The 18,972-nt window shown below is 46.5% G+C and carries 13 protein-coding genes; 1 reads left to right on the forward strand and 12 read right to left on the reverse strand.

Annotated features, from left to right (window positions below; genetic code table 11):
* Nucleotides 1-51 precede the first annotated feature (51 nt).
* Together MKY73_RS21315 and MKY73_RS21320 are read right to left on the reverse strand one after the other, a co-directional pair.
* Complete coding sequence (locus MKY73_RS21315) at nucleotides 52-2,976, reverse strand: extracellular solute-binding protein (RefSeq protein ID WP_339303332.1); 2,925 nt, start codon at nucleotides 2,974-2,976, stop codon at nucleotides 52-54.
* Nucleotides 2,977-3,101: 125 nt separating this feature from the next.
* Nucleotides 3,102-4,481, reverse strand: coding sequence for an extracellular solute-binding protein (locus tag MKY73_RS21320; protein ID WP_339308680.1), 1,380 nt, complete (start codon nucleotides 4,479-4,481; stop codon nucleotides 3,102-3,104).
* Nucleotides 4,482-5,009: 528 nt separating this feature from the next.
* On the opposite strand from MKY73_RS21320, the gene MKY73_RS21325 reads away from it, so the two are divergent.
* Nucleotides 5,010-6,050: a LacI family DNA-binding transcriptional regulator gene (locus MKY73_RS21325; protein WP_339303333.1), complete on the forward strand. Its 1,041-nt coding sequence runs from the start codon at nucleotides 5,010-5,012 to the stop codon at nucleotides 6,048-6,050.
* A 150-nt stretch (nucleotides 6,051-6,200) separates the two neighbouring features.
* Here the strand turns inward: MKY73_RS21325 and MKY73_RS21330 are convergent, their stop codons facing one another.
* From MKY73_RS21330 to MKY73_RS21375, 10 genes are all read right to left on the reverse strand, one after another.
* The gene (locus MKY73_RS21330) at nucleotides 6,201-7,379 is read right to left on the reverse strand and encodes a DUF4272 domain-containing protein (protein WP_339303334.1); all 1,179 of its coding nucleotides are present in this window, start codon (nucleotides 7,377-7,379) and stop codon (nucleotides 6,201-6,203) included.
* 50 nt (nucleotides 7,380-7,429) lie between these two features.
* Nucleotides 7,430-8,650 carry an RtcB family protein gene (locus tag MKY73_RS21335; protein WP_339303335.1) on the reverse strand — a complete coding sequence of 407 codons (1,221 nt, stop codon included), beginning with the start codon at nucleotides 8,648-8,650 and terminating at the stop codon, nucleotides 7,430-7,432.
* Nucleotides 8,651-8,828: 178 nt separating this feature from the next.
* Complete coding sequence (locus tag MKY73_RS21340) at nucleotides 8,829-9,251, reverse strand: hypothetical protein (protein WP_339303336.1); 423 nt, start codon at nucleotides 9,249-9,251, stop codon at nucleotides 8,829-8,831.
* Between the two features lie 108 nt (nucleotides 9,252-9,359).
* Nucleotides 9,360-9,794: a GNAT family N-acetyltransferase gene (locus MKY73_RS21345; protein WP_339303337.1), complete on the reverse strand. Its 435-nt coding sequence runs from the start codon at nucleotides 9,792-9,794 to the stop codon at nucleotides 9,360-9,362.
* Nucleotides 9,795-9,834: 40 nt separating this feature from the next.
* Entirely contained in the window at nucleotides 9,835-10,260 is a 426-nt protein-coding gene (locus MKY73_RS21350) for a GNAT family N-acetyltransferase (RefSeq protein WP_339303338.1), read from the reverse strand.
* Between the two features lie 156 nt (nucleotides 10,261-10,416).
* Nucleotides 10,417-12,489 carry an S-layer homology domain-containing protein gene (locus MKY73_RS21355; RefSeq protein WP_339303339.1) on the reverse strand — a complete coding sequence of 691 codons (2,073 nt, stop codon included), beginning with the start codon at nucleotides 12,487-12,489 and terminating at the stop codon, nucleotides 10,417-10,419.
* Between the two features lie 135 nt (nucleotides 12,490-12,624).
* On the reverse strand, nucleotides 12,625-15,294 hold the full coding sequence (locus MKY73_RS21360) for a LuxR C-terminal-related transcriptional regulator (protein WP_339303340.1): 2,670 nt from the start codon (nucleotides 15,292-15,294) through the stop codon (nucleotides 12,625-12,627).
* Nucleotides 15,295-15,484: 190 nt separating this feature from the next.
* On the reverse strand, nucleotides 15,485-16,024 hold the full coding sequence (gene pgsA / locus MKY73_RS21365) for a CDP-diacylglycerol--glycerol-3-phosphate 3-phosphatidyltransferase (RefSeq protein WP_339303341.1): 540 nt from the start codon (nucleotides 16,022-16,024) through the stop codon (nucleotides 15,485-15,487).
* Between the two features lie 195 nt (nucleotides 16,025-16,219).
* Nucleotides 16,220-18,145, reverse strand: coding sequence for an ABC transporter permease (locus tag MKY73_RS21370; protein WP_339303342.1), 1,926 nt, complete (start codon nucleotides 18,143-18,145; stop codon nucleotides 16,220-16,222).
* Entirely contained in the window at nucleotides 18,142-18,897 is a 756-nt protein-coding gene (locus MKY73_RS21375; protein ID WP_339259915.1) for an ABC transporter ATP-binding protein, read from the reverse strand. The genes MKY73_RS21370 and MKY73_RS21375 overlap by 4 nt, the downstream gene beginning before the upstream one ends.
* Nucleotides 18,898-18,972: the final 75 nt, after the last annotated feature.

Raw genomic sequence — 18,972 nt, forward strand, 5'->3', positions numbered from 1 at the left:
GTTTTGTCCGTCTCGGAGTGATATATGTGGCACGATTAACCCTCCCTCTGCTTACGGAAGACCAAATTCATTACGCTTCACTCGAATCTCGTCCTGAATATATTGGGTATAATCCATAATGGATTCCCTGGCTTCCACTTGGCCAACAACGGTTTTGTAAAATGCATTGAACAGATGGCGGCCTGTAAAATAACCACCAGGTACTTCGGGAATACCCTTCACCGTTTCAAATTGCGCCTTCAGATTGGCGTAATCCTCGGCAGGCCACGGCAGGGAATCCAGTGCCTTGATGTTGGCCGTTGGATAACGAGCAGCGGCACCCATCAGACCTTCCATCTCCCGTCCGAATTCCGCCTGAATCGGTGCACTGGTCCACCATTTCATGAACGCCCACGCCGCATCCTGATCCTTGGCACCCTCCAGCATCATGACTGCACTGCCTCCACCTGGTACGTCCCGATTCAAGGTTCCATCCGTCTGAACGGTTCCCGGTACAGGAACGAATCCCCATAATCCCCGAATCTCCGGTGCAAATACGGACAACTGGTTGTACATGGTGTAATCCGTTAGCCCAATAGGCATCTGTCCTGTCCGGAAACGGTTGGCAAAATCATATTCCCGTTCCAGCTTGTAATCGGTATAGAACTCTGTCCACCGCTTAAAGGTCTCAATCCCGATCCGGGAATCCAGATCCGATTCCTTGTCATCATTCCGATAGAAGGCGCCTCCGTTCTGAAGCAGCATTGTGGCATACTGCGAGTTCGGTGGAATATTGACCCCCTGCATATTGGCCTGGGTTACAACCGGCATACCAAATTCCATATGGTTTTTGCTCAGAATCGCGAGCAGAGCCTCGACATCCTCCCAGTTCTGGGGCACTTCAAGTCCCAGTTCTTCGAGAACATCCTTACGGTAAAACAGCATGTTAAAGGTCTGCGTCTCCGGCAAGGCATATACGCCTGAATCATAGGCATACGGTACAATTGCACTTTCCCTGAACTCCTGCTCTACGGTGCCATAGTCACTGAATTGCGTCAGATCTACAGCCGAATTCCGCATGGCAAAATTCACGGGCAGATCATTGCCAATCTGCATGGCAATATCGGGTCCTTCGCCCGACAAGGTCGCTGGCAGCAAGGTTCCCATGTTGACCAGCTTCAGGTTCACGTTAATGCCACTGTCTGGTGTAAATGTCTTGTCAATCATCGCCTTCATCGTATTCGCCTGGTCACGCCCGCTGCCAATCCAGACGGTTACGGTGCGCTGATCTTCCGATGTAGCTACATTGCCGATCTGGTTATAATCAATGAAGAACGAATGATAGAATATCTTCGCTTCATGACCAAGCTTGGCGATTGGCCCCATGCCTGTACCGGGAATATCTTGGTCGATGGAAGTGACGTACAATGCGTCGATCTCAAGGGGCTGCTCTCGTGCCTGCTGCACCCATGTGCCGAGACCCCCTGTGTTGGTTTTGTATGCTCCAAGCCTTCTTGGTATGGTATTTGGCTTGTCAATCATCTCGTCCAGTTGCTGCGCCATCGTCTTGATCAGTGCTTCCTGATCGCTGGACTGTCCTGATAGAAGACGAAGCTGTGCGGCTACGTCTTTGAGTCTTTTACTTTCTCCGCTGAACACTTCGAGCAGGTTCGGAATCTGCTGTTCCACCCGATAATCCCGGAATTCATCGGGCTTGGTACCTGTAATCATCAGAATGCGCCGGTACATGGAGTTCAAGTTGTACAGACTGTCCTCCACATTTCGGATGAGCGGCGCAAAATCACCCAGGCTGTTCTCCAGCCGCAGCACATGTTTTCCTTTTTCCAATTGAAACTTGTATGCTTCCTTGCCACCCATGACGTCAATGCGATAGTCACTTTGATAACGAAAATGCGCTTGGGCCATCTCTGCGAACGGAACTTCACCGTCAATGGTCAGTTTGCGAGTAGAATAGATGCCTTTGACAAAATTCTGCTGTGCGGTAAAACCGATATGATACATTCCGCTCTCCGGCACATCCACTTCCCATTCAATCCATTGTCCTGGCAGACGCCAGTTAAAGCCACCAATCGTATTGATGCGTACCTGGGAAGCACTGTAAGGAGATACCGCAGAACTTGACCTTTCGCTCGTCGGGTATAACGTAGGTGAAGATTTGGCAATAGCGGCTTCTCCTTCAATGCGAATAAGGACATCCTTCGGCTGCCCGGAGGAATCCGACTGTTGTGCCCCCGCAGTCTCTGCGTAAGGAACGGCTGTCTTCTCATTGAAAAGGCGTATGGACCGAATCACCATGGGTTCACGCGAAGATTTTAGCGTTAGGGTGTGTTCACCTTTTCCCAAATAAAACTTGAATGGAGCCTGCTCGTACCCGTCGGAGTCCTGAAACGTTTCTTCCATCCAGCGTGGTTGCTCCACTTGTCTAGGACGAAGGTCATTGCCTTGATTGTCCTGCTCCACAACATCTTTCTCATTGGCCCATACCCGATCAAACTGCAAATAGGCGGCTTCCGCAAAAGGAAGTTCACCGTCAATGTACAATGCACGTTCAATAGCTGAGCTCTTGCCTTCAACGGGATAATAGATTGCGGACAGGTTATACAGCCCGGTCTCCGGCACGTTAATGGTCCAATCGACTTGTCCGGTCTCTCCGGTATGGAGAGATACACCATCCATTCCCTCATAATTAGTGAGTTTGCGGACGTCTTCACCTTCGGCTCTTATGTAATTTCCCGCTTCAATGGTGATGTCCACACTTGGCTGTGAAGCCTGGTCTGTTCCAGAGCGATACTGTTCGTATCCCTTCTTCTGCCGGGTTTGCTGCAAGATCGCATCCACTTCAATGGCAGGCAGGCTGCCAGGTGGAACGTCTGCACTCTCATCAGCGCCGGAAGTTACATATAGAATGATGCAAGCTGCCGCCACGATGATCACTGTGGAGAATATCCATGTCTTACGTTGTAGAATTCCAGCCATCCTGCGAGTCCTCCTCATCAAGGCTGATGCCAGCAAAGCCGATTTGGTGGTTCAGGAAAAAAGGGCTCCGTGCAACATTGCCGACACGAGCCCCTGCCTGAATCGTTTGCTGGTGATAAGTGTTGTTATTGTTTGCCGAGTTTATCAATGGCAGCTTGCGCCTGTGCTTTGTATTTCTCAGCTGTTGCTGTGACGGAAGCATTGTCCTTGATGATATCGTTCACAAAATCCCCGAAAGGGTATCCCGTGTAGGCATCATCCAGCAAGATACGGCCTGTTCCAGCGATGTGCTCGCGAATGATGGCAATATCCTTCTCGTCGGTATAACGACTCTCCAGATAATCCTGACCTGGATACTCTTCGATCTGCGGGATGTCGAAGGTTTCTTCATAGATTTGGTAGACGATCTTAGGGTCCTCCACACCTTTTGGAATGAATTTTGCCGATGCCGCGTTGTTTGCATACGTTACCTCTTTGCTGCCCTGTGGTCCATTCGGAATGGGTACAACACCGACAGCAAAGGTGAGATCGCCCAACTGCCATTCGGCTGCGGTGAACAGGGCTACGTCTCCATCCTTAAAGGTATTGCTCTCCTCCCAGTTGGTTTTGTCACCGGTTTTGACCTTCACGACATTCTCCACGTTATACAGGCGTTTAACGAATTCGGTTGCTTCAATCGTTTTCGGATCAGATAATCCTTCCTTGCTATTGGCATCATCCACGATGGTTCCACCATTCGCAGCGGTAAAATGGCGAACGACATCAAGGGCCCAGCCAGAAAATCCATAAACATCTGTTTTGCCGTCATTATTGGTATCTTTGGTTGCCTGCTTGGCGAGTTCCATGAATTTGTCCCAATCCCATTCGCCCTGGTTATACAATTCTTGTGGATCAGGTAATGACAGTTTTTTGAACAAGTCTCGGTTATAGTGAAGTCCCAGTCCGATGCTGGTTGGCGAGTCGAAGGCATATTCATTGCCTGCAATAGCAGGAAACTTTGTAATCAGGTTTGCTTCCTGGTTAATGTTGTTCTCAGGTGTAGTGAATTCGGAGAGGGGCAACAGTTGCCCTTTGAGGATGGCGGGTAGTGCGGATTTGTATTCCATCTGAACGATGTCGGCGAATGGTTCGCCGGCCAGTGCAGACGTGGTAAATTTGTTCATGTATTCTTCGAAAGGTACGTTGACGAACTCCAGTTTTACGTTGTATTTCATCTCGACCTCTGCAATTTTATCGAGTCTGGCCTTATCGGAGGCCGTCTCTCCCGTCGGTTTTAGATCCCACCAGGCCGCAACCTTGATGACACGTCCACCCAGATCAGGCACACTCACGATAGCCTCTTCCGCTACGTCCTCGTTATCTGTTTCAGCGACTTCAGTGCTATTGCCTGAGTTCGTTGTTCCCCCTGCTTCGCTCCCCGTTTGCACGGGCTCCCCGCCACTGCAAGCGGATACAAAAAGCATCACGGCCAATAACATCAGAGGTACAACATTCCATCTTCTAATCATGTTTTTAACAACCTCCCCGAATGTGTATACCAATCATGGTTCACCCTAAATCGCTAACCCCACTCAGAAACCAATCAAAAATAAACAACCACCACCATTTGTTATTTTATCGTTTGTTTTTGACAAACAAAATTTAACACAGCAAAATGTAAGCGTCAACATTTTTATTGTTAACATTTTCTATTTATTCTGATAAAATGCTGATAATATGGTTCAAACCCTATTTTTACGCTTACTAAAATCCTTATTCCTAAGTACACCTTATTAAAACCATGAATATAACTTTTATTATTTTGTTATTTTTAAATAATAACAAAATAATAATTTTACAGACAAAATTCGTCATTCTATCTGCAAAATGTGCTTATCTTCACGTTGATCGCGTATCCTGAAATGCTGTGCTTCTCTAACATTTTGAATTCTCTGTCCGTTATTAGATTAAGAGAAATACATCATGCTATACTAGAATCAGTTGGATATCGCTCCAAACAAGGAATACGGCAGAATTACGAGTGTAAGGATGGTATGATGAAAACGAAGGTAACAATTCAGGAGATTGCACATTTTACGGGTTTGTCGAAATTCGCGGTGTCACGAGCTTTGTCTGGAAAATCGGGAGTCAGCGATCAGACGAGGGATGTCATTCTCAAGGCCGCTGGCAAACTTGGGTATTTCAAAGATAACAGCCTCTTGTCTGGTGAACTGTCTCACAACAGTGAATCACATGACTCGAAAAACACACGTTCAAGCGGTACCATCTTGATTTTGTTTCCCAATGTTCGATACCAAAATCAGGACTCCGTATACTGGGGCCCGGTCTTTAACGGGATTTCTTCCAAGCTGAACCAAAAAGGCATTAACATTCTAACCTTGACGGAACCATCCGCAGACCAGCTATTCACCCTACTCAACCCGGATGCCATTCGTGGAATCATTACCGTTGGCTCGATCTCGACCCCGATTCTGCTTGAAATCAAGCGGCTCAGTATTCCGGTTGTCATGGTCGATCATCTGGACCCTGTTTTTCACAGTGACAGCATATTCACCGATAACTTTGCATCCATGCGGGAGATCATGCTCTATTTGCTCCGCAAGGGCTTCAAAACGTTCCAGTTCGTTGGAAATATCGGAGATGCTCAAAGCTTCTATGAACGCTGGATTGCATACACTTCTGTACTTATGGGCCATGGGATGGAAATAAGTCAGATTCCCGAGCTGAGCAATCAGGCATTGGATGAGTTCCGCCAGACGTTCACTTCGGTAATCCATGAGGATAATCTGCCTGAAGTGTTTGTATGTGCGAATGACTTTTATGGGCTATATACCATAGAAGCCCTTGAGAGTATGGGGATTCGTGTACCCGATCAGTGCGTTGTCACGGGATTTGATAATCTATACGACCATATCCCATTACTGGCTACAGTCAATGTGAACAAGGAATTGCTTGGTGCGCGTGCGGTGGATCAGATGTTATGGCGCATAGCGAATCCAGAAAGCAACGTCGAGAAAAAGTTGATTCTTGCTGACGTCATCATCCGTGAACAGTTCGGCAGGCATAGCGGATAAAAGCAGAATATATGGTGGTAAATATGTGTGAATACACATATTGAAGCATGCATGAAATAAAGTTTGTGTCCACACAGAACCACACGCCAAACACCCCTTTAACCGTATTTGAGCGGCTATCGGGGTATTTGCATTGTTGTATGTTGTGTTCTACGTATCTGTACGCACATCATCCCACTCCTGATCCAGATAACAGATCAGCCAGTTCAAAGCACGGTGACGTTCATAAGCCACTCCACCATTCAAGCCGGCGGGAGGTGTTTTGTCATTGACACGACTATTCACACACACCCAGTTATAACGGTAGATCAGATCTGCTTCATCCAGAATCTCGCTCTTGCTACGCAGAGATGCACCGGAGAGATACTCGGCAAAGCTGTCCTTCTGTTGCAAATAACCGACATCCTTCCCTACGTTACACAACTCCGTTGGTGCACCCAATTTCTCCACATAACCGAGCGCCCACAACATCACGTGGTACGCCTCATATCCCCAAGAGAAGGCGATGATCTCCTGCTGCTCTGCTCCGTGCTGGTCGATAAACCTCTTCTCTACGGGTGAGAAAAAGGAGTCCGCCTCATACTTGTCGATCACTTCCTGAACCAGAGCTGCGGTATCGTCCGCGCTTTCGCCTGCTCCCAGACACTCTCCCTTCAGCGCGGCAAGACACAAGGCAACCGCACGGCGCGCGACTTCCTCTTTACTCCGAATGGTGGTGTGCTCTTCTCCGGCCCTTGCAGGCAAGTTCGCATTATAAGGAATGCCTTGTTCCGTCAACCGTTGCTCTGAACGGTCTTTACGTTGAATTGCAGACTCTGTCTGGGTTCCAGCATCGTCCAGGAAACTGGTGTGCGCTGTCACCGTGTAATCCTCCACTTCAGATTCTCCATTCACGTCCAGCAATAACTGGCCATGTGCATTCAGCAGAGATCCTCCTCCCCAGAAAATGACGGCATCCAGAGCATCCGCCAAGCGCAGCAATTCGCCGAAGAATTCTTCCGAGATATCCTCTTCTGTCTCAATACCAATCACCATGTTCAGTGTGGAACATTTAATCAATACCTTTTCCTGGAGCGAAGCATTGCGCCCCTCAATCTGACTCAAAAATCCAAGCATCCCCTGAATCATGGTCGTAAATTCCTCAGGATGTGTCTGGCTGGTCATGATATTGAAACCTTTGTTTTTTTTACTCAGCCATTTTTTCTGAGTCACTTGAATATGGGTCTTGTCTTCCCTGCGTTTAATCGTACCCTCAGGATAAATGGATTGAATCAATTCAAACAGCTGATCCAGGTCAAACTGAGAGCTGTATATTGCACAATTTCTCATGAAGTTCACCCTCTCCGTTATCGTGTAAATGTTCAGTTGAACATATATGACTAATCCTTATATGGATCGAATTCATTACCTCCGGCCATGGCGACACCAACGGGACGCAGTACATGGTTGATTTTCAGCGTATTCGCATGTGCGTTCAGTACGTCTTGCAGTTTCTTATACACAAACGGACTTTCGTCCGTGCCCGCTCCCCGCAGTTCAACGCCATAGGCGCGAATCGCCTCATGCATCTGTGCTTCGCTAATCTCACCGCCCATGCGTGTGCGGAGCTTGTAATTCATTTTGCCAGCCGCCTGGGTTCGACTCATCGTGCGCCCTGCTCCATGTACGGTGCTGCGGAATGACTCGGTATTCTCTTCGCTGTGGATCCCCTCCACAATCACCGAGATATCACCCATACTACCTCCGACAAAACCGAGCTGCCCAGGTGCCAGTGGCGTTGCACCTTTGCGAACCACGACGACCTCTTCACCCATATGCTGTTCTTTCCAAGCAAAGTTGTGATGGTTATGTACGGTGTATTCAGCATTTGCCCCGAGAATTCCAAGCACCTGTTCAATGACATAATCACGTCCTGCATAAGCGTATCTGCCCGCCAGAGTCATTCCATCCCAATATATATCACCCATTTCGCTGTTCAGGTTAAACAATGTAGGTGGCTGATCCATGGATTCACCCGGCGCTTTGCCACTGAACTGACGCCCTGCGGCAAGGTTAAGGAACCCACTCGCCACTTTGTGACCGAACCCGCGGCTGCCAAAGTGATTCGCGATCCACACCTTTCCCGTGGCCTCTTCTACAAAAATATCCACGAAATGATTGCCACTGCCTACGGTTCCAAGTTGGTTGCGTGCGAGCGTCTTCAGCTTATGCTGTAATCCTGGTTCAATGGTATCAAACAGCTTCCAGCTCGCGTCGTCGAACAGTTCATGATCCACGGGTGTTGGATTGTTACGACCCACGCCGAAAGATATATTCGAATTAATGTCATCCATAATCGTCACAATCTGATCCCGAATATCATCCCACATCAGGTTGGTGCGCACAGCCTTGTTACCACAGGCAATATCATATCCGACACCTGACGGACTGATCATATTCCGATAAGCGACAACACCACCGATGGGTTGCGAGTAACCTTTGTGGTGGTCGGCCATCAGAGCCACACCCAAGACATCTCCATATTGCGAGCAAGTCACCGCCTGACTTACGGCGTTCTCCAGCGGCTCCCCCCAGACTTTAATGTTATCTACGATACGCATGATTGTGTTAACCTCCTATGTATTATTTTGAATATTTCATCTTAAATTTTGATCTGATACTTTCATTAGTTTAACAAAGATCAGCGTAGCTCGAAACGTTATCATCCTTCAGATCACCAATTATTTACACATAAAAAAAGAGAGCTCGGCTCCCTTTTATCACACGGTTGGTACCTATTCACTTCTTGCTAATCTTAAACTTGAACGCCCAGGTCGCTGTGTTACCAGAATACCGACCTCTGTTCTCGGTCACCACCACAGAAAGCGTCTTGTTGGTTGACTTGGAGAACGAAGATAGTTTGACGTTGGTACTTTTACTCCCGTAATCGGGAATTTTGTCCTGTTCTTCAGCGATGGCCTCCAGTTTCAACGTACCTGTAGACTTCAGATTTAAGGTGACCGATGAACCCTCTTCCAGATCTTTTCCATTCACACTTGCTCCGATGGCCCACTCATTACCGACAGAGTTGTTCTCGACAAGCTCTGCGCTCACCAACGTCACGGTGACCTTAACCGTTTTGGCGGCAGCATGGGAGGTTGGGGAACATACGGCGAATACCAGACTCAGAATCATGAAAACATTAGCCCACTTTTTGAGCACGAGAGTGCCTCCCTCTTATTCGTTTCATTTGTTAAGACTATGCCTTATTCGCCATGTTCCTTAAGTAATCCTTCCACTTGTGTAAGAAATTATCATCCGCTTGGATATTTAAAGATGCTTCCGGTAACCCTGCACCTTCTCATCCCTGAAACCCAGTTTCTCATAAAATATATGCGCTTCCTTGCGCTGATCGCCAGACACCAGAATCATGTAACCACATCCCAGATCTTTCGCAATCCGCTCAATCTGGAGCATCAATCTCTGCCCAATGCCCTGCCTACGCACTTGATCCGATACAATCACATTCTCCACAACCATGAATGGTTTGCATGGACCCACCAGATCCATACACTCAATCCCCATAACAGACCCAACCAGTTTGCCATTGTAAAATGCACCAAGCACATGATAATGGGGATTCTGCTGTATGTAATGGAACATCTTTTTCATCTGCTGCTCATTGGTAGGCGTTCCCATCAACTCATTGTATAGCTGGCTTAGTGATGGTAAGTCTTCAAGTCCGATTTCTTTGATGGTAACCATTGTCATCCTCCTGATTTTGTCCTATTTCGCGTATGTTCTCTTACGTGAGGTCCTTCTTAAAATAATAATGACTGTGTCCAGTCGGTGCATTCTCGATCGTTGTGATCAATTGGTATCCGTGCTTCTTGTAAAATTCTGGTGCTTGATAGGAAAAGGTATTTAACATGACAAAATCACAAGATTTCTCTCGTGCAATTCGCTCAACTTCAAGCAACAACTGTGAACCATATCCCCGATGCCGCTGTTCAGAATCGACCCAGAGAATATCAACCTCCAGCCAGTTCCAGCAAAGTGTACTAATCACACCTGCAACAATCTCGCCAGTCTCATTTTTGATATTGAAATTCAACTCCTCGTAACGATGCCTTAATTCCTCGCCCACATGTGCAGCATTAAATGTAATAAGTTGCTGGCGAACATAATCTGAATCCTCTGAAGTACTTGGGTTGATATTTCCTTTAGACATCCTCTTCTCCCCTATCATCATTACTCACAGCCTCATTCATTTCTTGCATATTTTAACATAAAGTTATCTCACACAAAATAAAAACAACGAACCTTCCATATAGGAAGGCACGTTGATGTAACTTGCATTAGTTCACATATGCTGTTCTAAGTTACGCTACTCTATTCCTCTCAGATCAACGTACACGTGACCTACACCAGTTCTGCCCAGAGGGTCGGTAGCTTTCACCTCAATCCGAATAGGCTCACTACTCGTCCCCAGTGCAGTAACGTATAGTTTCTGTCCAATCATTCTGACATCTGCCAGTTGTGGATCAGGGGAGTCAGCCTCTAGTGTGAGAGTTGATCTAACGTCATCTTCATCCTCAAACATAAAGGACAGGTCAATCTCAACCTCATCCCCATGAACATAAGCGGTATTACCCGCAGGTGCCTCTACCAATACAGGAGACGCATCATCAAAATCATACCTGTCCAAACGTTGCAGCAACGTGTGATGCAGTGTGAAGTCAGGCTCTTCTCTCAGTGTTATGGGATTGTTACTCACATCCAGGTATTGCAGATCAGGCAATCCAGCAATTCCAATGGGTAAATGAACAAGCTCATTACTGTTTATATCCAGTTCTTGCAAGGAGTCTAGTCCGCTCACATCCAATAAAGCAAGTCGATTATTCGCAAGATTCAGATACTCCAGCTGATCCAGTCCTGTCACATTAATTTGCGTAAGTTCATTACCGGATAAATCAAGCCAATTCAAGCGATCAAATCCAGAGGCATCTGCTTTGCTTATTTCATTTCCGGAAAGGTCGATTTCAGTTACGTTCAGCCCTTTGAATATCTCGACACCTGTCAGATCGGAAATGCCCGCATTTCTGGCATACAATCCTCCATTGGTCTGAATGAGAGCTTCCACCAATTCATCTTTGGTCAGTGGATCATCCACATTCTTTTGCAACCAATACGCAATAGCTCCAGCCAAATATGGATCAGGAAATTGACGACTTATCGTATTGGCCTGTACCTTAACGTTGAGTTGTGCCGTGACACTGGCACCCTGGACGTCAGCTGCTTTGATCGTCAACGTTGTTTCTCCAGCAGCCTGTGGAACAAGTCGAATCACTTTTTCTACGACAGTAGAGGAAACAATGGTTGCATCTCCGGTTATGACACTGAATTGCAATTCATCACCATCTGGATCACTAAAATACGTGGAGACATCCAAGTCCAATGCGGCATGATCTAGTGTAAGTTCCTGATCGGGCAAACCGCCACTACTAACGAGTGGCGCCCTGTTCCCCGTACCTGGATTGGACGGAGTGGAAGGATTCGTTGGCGTAGTTGGCGCAGATCCACCTTCTCCACCCGTACTTCCAGTTCCATTCCCTGGTGTCACCCCGGAATTACTGTTTGCGTTCCCTATACCGTTCCCTGCGTTATTGCCGCCTAAAGTTGTACCCTGCACCTCAATTCCCTTTCCTGGCTCATCAGGTTTGGATTCCGAATTGGTACCCCCTTGGTTCGCAGCTTCATCAAGCACTTGAATGACTTCAGTTGTGCGTAGTGCGATCACAGCCATTTCCTGTCTGGAGGTAGAACGCTTCGGCGCAAAGTTTCCATTGTCCCCTTTCAAGATTCCCAATTCAACAGCCTGTTGTACACTTGGCAAAGCCCAGTTACTAATATCGGAAGTATCCTTAAAAGACAACTCTTTGGTCAAATTTAATGGTTCATCATATCCTTTAGCCTTCAGAGCCCGAATAATCGTCGTGGCCAGCTCTTCCCTTGTTACCAGACCGGCTGGACGAAACGTTCCATCGGGATAACCATTCATAATTCCCGCCAATCGAAGTGCATGAATATAGGAACCATTCTCAGCGTTATGATCCAGATCCCTGAATAACAGATCTGGAAGCTGGACTGAAGACAGCACGTCCATCTCCAATAGTTGAGCCAGCGTATACGCAAGGTCGCCTCTTGTTAACGTTGCGCTCGGGTTGAAATTCCCTGCTTTGTCCGCCAGAATCATCTGTTGCTCGGCAGCCCTTTCAATGGCTTGCTTGGCCCACGGTGCTGCCTGCTGCAAATCCCGAATGTTTACTGCATCAGTCGCTGCATGCACTGTCCCGGGAACAGAAATGACAGATAAAGACAGAAGGACTGCCCAATAAGGCGAGTCCTTACGGATCTTATTTTTCGTATGAACTTTACGTTTGGTTATTCGTGTTGACATCTTTTAACGTTACCTCCCACGTGAACATAACTCTGGTGTCAGCAAGGACTCATCAGCGTTATTTGATTATCTTCATTGTAGGAGAGACCTTAACTCGAAAATAGTCTACAAAAGAGTAGACATCGTTTCACTACATCATAACAATCCCCGTTGCTCCGCAATCTGTACAGCATGAGTACGACTACTCGCACCCAGCTTCGCGAACACTCGGCGAATGTGTGTATTAACGGTTCCGGGTGAAATGCCAAACTCGGCAGCAATCTGTTTGCTGGTCATGCCCTCAGCGATGTGACCGAATATTTTTTGCTCCATCGGGCTGAGTCCCACTTCCTTTGTATCCAGCTTCGCCTCTCTTACAGATGAGAGGCCTCGTAACCGTTTGTCTCTTGCGAAAGCAGACAATAACTGTTTCACATAAGCCATTTTCACACCATCATCGTGTATTGCCTTCGTGCGACGCAGAGACAGGTAGTCCTGTAGCAGCCGCTTCATCTGTTCACCTTCAGCAACAAATGAACGGATATACCCTTCGGGTCCTCCCAGCACCAGAGCACGGGATAACGCCATAACACCGGCATCTGTAGATGCCTGCTTTTGCAGCATGATTGACTCTAGCAGAGCACACTCTACCTGTTCAGCGAGCAAGTCCCGTTCTTCAGCCAGTTTACGGATTCGTCTCAATTCCTCTCGTGCATGATCATACTGTTCAAGGATGATCGTCGCACGTATGCGAACCATGGATCGGAAGATCTGGTCACAGCTGATCTCAACAGCTGCATCTCCTTTGTTTGCAAGCTTAATCAGGATGGTATGGGACGATTCCACCGGACTCATTTCAATTAAAATTCGGTGTTGATGTGCTTCCAGTACTGGTTGCCAGTATTCCATGTCCTTCACAGATAATAAACCTGATACCTGCTGAAGCAGCTTCAAACCTTCTTCAGGTCGGCCCAGTGTAAGTTCAAGTCTGGACTTGAGTACATACGCAGGAACGAGCAACGCAGCCACCTTGATCTGCAAAGCCACTTCAAGCGCTCGGTCCGCATAACTTATCGCTTCTGCAATTCGATCCTGTTCCATTAAAATCTCACCATATCCAACACCGTAATAGGACGTCACGTAGGCATGTTCAGCATACCAACGTTCCGTAATCGCCCCGAAGCAGGCTTCCCCACGCCTCAAGTAGCCATTAACACCATGAAAGCTGCGCAGGCGCATGCTCTCTCTCCGGTCATAGTCCATATACTGAAAGGCAATATCATCGGGATATCCCTGATCAATATAGGACACCAAATAATGAGCCAACCCCTCCAAATCTCTGTTCAGATAGGCCATATAAGCTCGCATTACACATATAACTTGCAACAAATACCCGATAATCTCAGGTTCCAGCTGCCCTTGAAGATGCACCCGGATCACATGTTCCAGTTCATCAAGTTGCTTCACCATCTGTCCATAAGGCATTTCAGGTGCAACAAGGAACAGATAAGACATATATAATTTGGGACGTGATTTCACGATCTCCAGTGGCACAACATCAAAGTATCGCCGGAGCGTCCACCACTCTCCCATAATAAAATGGGCGAACAACTCTTCCAGCAGTCTCGCTGCATCCTGCATATGCTGTCCGAGGATATAATGATCCAACGCTTCAGCCGTGTACCCTTGTTGCTCATACCAAACTGCAGCAAGAGCATGTAATTCATTTACTTGTTCTGTGCCACAACGATCCAGTTCACGCTTTAGAAATGCAGAGAACAAATGATGATAACGATACCAGTGTGCTTCCCGATCAAGTGGAACAAGAAAAAGATGCTCCTTCTCCAGTTGCCTTAACAATTGCGGAGCTTCCTGCATATTACTTAATACCTGACATAGACTGCTGTTCATTCTTCTCGTAATCGCTGTTCGGAGAAGAAATTGCTGCATTTGCGGTGACTGACGCTGGAATACCTCTTCGAGCAAGTAATCCGAAATTGTTCTCTCGCCAGTTGTTCCATAATCTTCACGAGACAGAGGTGATGATATCGAATTCATAGGGCTGACCGAAGCGTTTCCGCCCCATGCGTGAGATAAAGCGAGCAGCTTCAATCCGGCAGCCCAACCCTCTGTCTGCTGTACCCATCCACGCGCATCTCCCCCGGTAATATCCAGGTGCATGATCTCTTGGCAAAATTCAATGCCCTCTTCTGGCGTAAATGCCAGTTCCTGAAGTGTAAATTGCTTCAACTCACCTCTCAAACGCATCTTTTCAAGCATGAACGGAGGATATGTGCGACTAGACAGGACCAGATGAATGGATAGCGGAAGATTTTCAATAAAGTACTGCATCTGTTCATGAATCTCCGGCTGGGTAACTGCATGATAGTCATCCAGAATGAGTAGCGCATGTTGATTATTCTTGGCAACACGGTTCAGCAATACTATCAATGCCGACCTGGGATCTACCGGGTACCGTTGCAAAAAATGTGGCAGTATATCCCCGCAGAGGTCCTTAATGACTCGATCCAGTGCATGAATAATGTAGAGCCAAAACTGAAGCGGATCCTGATCTTTATCATCCAGGCAGACACAGGCTGCATGAATAGCTGCACTTCTCACCCAGCTACCTAAAAGTGTTGACTTCCCTGAACCCGCCGGGGCAGTCAACAACGTGACTTTGGATTGGAACAATTCTTCGTGTTGCAAACTTAGCCGTGGACGGTCCATTGTGTCCGCTGGCAAAGGTGGAAGTTCCAGTTTGGTTGTTAAAATCATAAATTGAAGCCAGTCCCCGTGGTGACCAGCGGTATGTTCCTGTTGCATGAGATCCTCCTGAATCAGCACCATGGTGCACTTTTTTCCGATTCATTATATGTACATTCAGATACTCTAAGTATACAAGGAACCATGACTATGCCCCACATATTTTTGAACAGAAACAACGACAAAGAAACCCTGTACATTGAATACAGGGTACCATTCGAATTATCAACCCATTATCCGATCGGCTCTTCTATTTTCCTGTCTGAAGCAACTTATAGTTCACTACAATATAATTCAATCCCGATAACAGCGTAACACCTGCTGCCAGCCACAATAGAATTACATCAACCCGCACCTCAGTCAGCAAACTGAACGGAACATTATTCAACAAAATTGCAATGATCGCTGCCACCTGAAGCACCATTTTGATCTTGCCATATCGATCGGCTGCAAGAGCGATACCCTGCTCTGTTGCTACCATTCGTAACGCTGTAATGACTATTTCACGCCCAATAATGATTACAGCAATCCATGAACTGATCATATTCTCCTGAACCATCAGGATTAACGCAACCGCAATCAACAGTTTATCCGCCAGCGGATCAAGAAGCTTCCCCAGATTCGTGATCTGATTATATTTTCTCGCTACATATCCATCCAGTTTATCCGTACCTGCCGCTACTGCAAATATAACTAGTGCAAACATCAAGCTATGCTGATTAAGGAAACAGATCATAAACAATGGAATCAACGCAATTCTAGCCAATGTGATTTTATTTGCCAGATTCATTGAACATCTCCTCTCGTTTCACCGTTATGCATGAATCAGAACCATGGACTCTATCATCATTTCGACCCAGTTCCATTATCATCCTTTTTTTATGAAGTAATATACTTACAAAAGAAAAAAGAACAGTCTGTATATATTACAGCTGCCCTCTACTCAAACTATTTTTGTTATATCAGCATACGCCCGATCCCAATTCTACAAAGCTTCCTTAATAACCCGTTTATAATACCACACGGACAACAGACCAAAGATCGAATATAACAACGTATACACAATCATCACAATGACTGTAGGTGTTGCCAGCTCTGTACCAAAGAAGAACCAACCTGATTTCACGGCAAAGTAACTATGACTCAATCCCACGATGAGTGGAATACCGAAGTTAAACAACTGCTTGATCTGAATGCCACGCAACAGATTGCCTTGCGTAAATCCGAGCTTTCGCAGAATGGTATAGTTGCCCTTCTCCTCTTCACTCTCATTCATTTGTTTAAAGTACAGGATACATCCTGATGTAATTAAAAACGTCAAACCGAGGAATCCAACAATGAACATAATTAGGCCCATCGTGTTACGTTGGTTATTTCTAAACTCAATCTGGGAGAAACTTGGGGCTTCCAACTGCTGCTCCTTATATACGGCATAGGCATCTTCAGCCTGCCCCTCGTTCACAATACGTACACCATAGTAGTCAGCCCACTCGGCTTTCTGCAGCTCGGGATCGATGTCCTGCTTCAGTTGCTGATATACCGTCTCATCCACGACCGCTACAGGTGTGCCCCTAGTATAGTACGCGGGAAGGACGCCTTGTTTGGTTGTTCCGATCAGTTGTTGTGCCAGCCTATGTTTCAACCCGTGCAAGACGATTGAACCTTTCTCCTGAATGGAAATTAACTGCTGAATGGCATTTCCGTATCCCATAAAGACCACTTCACCCGCTTGCACATCAATGTTATCTACCATGCTGTCACTCACCACACTGCTGAACAACAGCTCCCCCATTGCAGACTCATCCATCACTTCTTGAGCATCAATTTCAATATAAATCGGCTCTCTGTGATTCTCTACATATGGAATCTGTTTGTTATCCAACTCGGCTACAAAACGATTTTTCACATCCACCTGAGCAAAAGAGAAATCCTCCGGCAAGCTTTCCTTAGCCTGCGCGTCTGCTGAATAATAGGAAATGTAACTGAGCGACAGCATGCCAATAGCAAGCGCCGACACGGTTGTAATAATTGTAAGCAGCAATGCATTGGACTTCATGCGGAACATGATTGAAGATAACGACAACACCTCATGAATCGTAAGGTAGCCGTTTTTGCTTTTGCGAACCAGATTAAAGATAAAACTTACCGACCCCTTATAGAACAGGTATGTCCCCAGTATGACCGAGAACAGAATCAGGATCATCGTATACATCAACTGCTGCATATCCATTGCCTCGCCACTGAACAGCCGAGCAGACACGAAGTATCCATACACAATCAGGGCAATGCCCAAGACGCCAACAATCATCTGTCCAAACGACATCTTCTGCACCTGCTGCTCCGAAGTGGATGACACCCGAAAGAGCAAGAGAATACTCTGGCGCTTGATAAAAATGTAATTCATCAGCATGATGAGCAGATACATGATCGTAAAGACAATCACCGTTTGCAGCAGTGCCATCGGAGAGAAGTACAGTTTGGTTATCACATCCACACCGAGAATTTTGAACAATATCATCAATACCAGCTTGGATGCAAGAAAACCAATCAACACACCAATGGCCATGGAGCCAAAATAGAGAATACCGTTCTCCGCGCTCAAAATACCAAAAATTCTGCCCTTCGTCAGTCCAATCAATTGAAATAATCCAATTTCTTTGCTGCGTCGCTTAATAAAAATGGTATTGGCATATAACAGAAAAATACCGACAATACCGATTAATAATACCGAAGATGCGCCTATGGCCGCCGCACCTTTTGTTGAAGCAGCTACCTCATCCATGGAAGGATCATACTGTAACGTCACAAAGGAAAAATACAGAGCCACACTGAACACAAGCGCAAATACATAGAGATAATAATTCTTCAAGTTTTTCCTTAGATTGCGGATGATGATATAATTCAAGCTCATTGCTGTACACCACCCAACACGCCCTGGGTTTTAATAATATCGTTGAAGAACGATTGCCGGGACTCGTCTCCTTTATTAAGCTGGGTGTAGATCTGACCGTCTCGAATGAAGATCACTCTGCTGCAATAACTTGCGGCAACCGGATCATGGGTAACCATAATAATGGTTGCCTTTCGGGTACTGTTCATCTCACTTAACTTGCCGAGCAGATCGGAGGCAGACTTGGAATCGAGCGCTCCGGTTGGCTCATCCGCAAAGATGATACTTGGCTCATGGACAAATGCTCGTGCTGCTGAAGTCCGCTGTTTCTGCCCACCTGAAATCTCGGATGGATACTTGTCCTTCAATTCGTAGATGCCCAGTTCATTGGCAATCTGTTCAAACTTCCGGTGTGCCTCCTGTTTTGGAATGCTCGTGATCGAGAGCGGCAATAATACATTTTCCTTCACCGTAAGGGTATCCAGCAGATTATATTCCTGAAAAATAAAGCCCAGATGATGTTTACGGAACTCAGCCAGCTGTTTCTCCTTCATTCCGGTGAATTCCTTGCCCTCAATATCAATCGTGCCCTGGCTCACCCGATCGATGGAGGAAAGTACATTAAGCAGTGTCGTTTTACCCGAACCCGATGGCCCCATAATACCGACAAACTCTCCCTTGCTTACCCCGAGATCAATCCCCTTCAGCACTTCTTGTTTATTCAGTTTATTACCATAGACTTTATGAATTTTTTTGGCTTCCAGTATCCACATATCCCACTCACTCCTCTTTGAACTTCTGCAAAATGCCCATGTCTATATCATAGGCGGGATGTGCAATGTTATCGT

This window comes from Paenibacillus sp. FSL R5-0519 (genome assembly GCF_037974275.1).
Taxonomy (GTDB): domain Bacteria; phylum Bacillota; class Bacilli; order Paenibacillales; family Paenibacillaceae; genus Paenibacillus.

What these genes read in the sequence shown, in the direction of transcription:
- MKY73_RS21315 (WP_339303332.1), bottom strand. Translation starts at nt 2,976, where the DNA reads ATGGCTGGAATTCTACAACGTAAGACATGGATATTCTCCACAGTGATC.
- MKY73_RS21325 (WP_339303333.1), top strand. Translation starts at nt 5,010, where the DNA reads ATGATGAAAACGAAGGTAACAATTCAGGAGATTGCACATTTTACGGGT.
- MKY73_RS21330 (WP_339303334.1), bottom strand. Translation starts at nt 7,379, where the DNA reads ATGAGAAATTGTGCAATATACAGCTCTCAGTTTGACCTGGATCAGCTG.
- MKY73_RS21335 (WP_339303335.1), bottom strand. Translation starts at nt 8,650, where the DNA reads ATGCGTATCGTAGATAACATTAAAGTCTGGGGGGAGCCGCTGGAGAAC.
- MKY73_RS21345 (WP_339303337.1), bottom strand. Translation starts at nt 9,794, where the DNA reads ATGGTTACCATCAAAGAAATCGGACTTGAAGACTTACCATCACTAAGC.
- MKY73_RS21350 (WP_339303338.1), bottom strand. Translation starts at nt 10,260, where the DNA reads ATGTCTAAAGGAAATATCAACCCAAGTACTTCAGAGGATTCAGATTAT.
- MKY73_RS21355 (WP_339303339.1), bottom strand. Translation starts at nt 12,489, where the DNA reads ATGTCAACACGAATAACCAAACGTAAAGTTCATACGAAAAATAAGATC.
- MKY73_RS21360 (WP_339303340.1), bottom strand. Translation starts at nt 15,294, where the DNA reads ATGCAACAGGAACATACCGCTGGTCACCACGGGGACTGGCTTCAATTT.
- pgsA (WP_339303341.1), bottom strand. Translation starts at nt 16,024, where the DNA reads ATGAATCTGGCAAATAAAATCACATTGGCTAGAATTGCGTTGATTCCA.
- MKY73_RS21370 (WP_339303342.1), bottom strand. Translation starts at nt 18,145, where the DNA reads ATGAGCTTGAATTATATCATCATCCGCAATCTAAGGAAAAACTTGAAG.
- MKY73_RS21375 (WP_339259915.1), bottom strand. Translation starts at nt 18,897, where the DNA reads ATGTGGATACTGGAAGCCAAAAAAATTCATAAAGTCTATGGTAATAAA.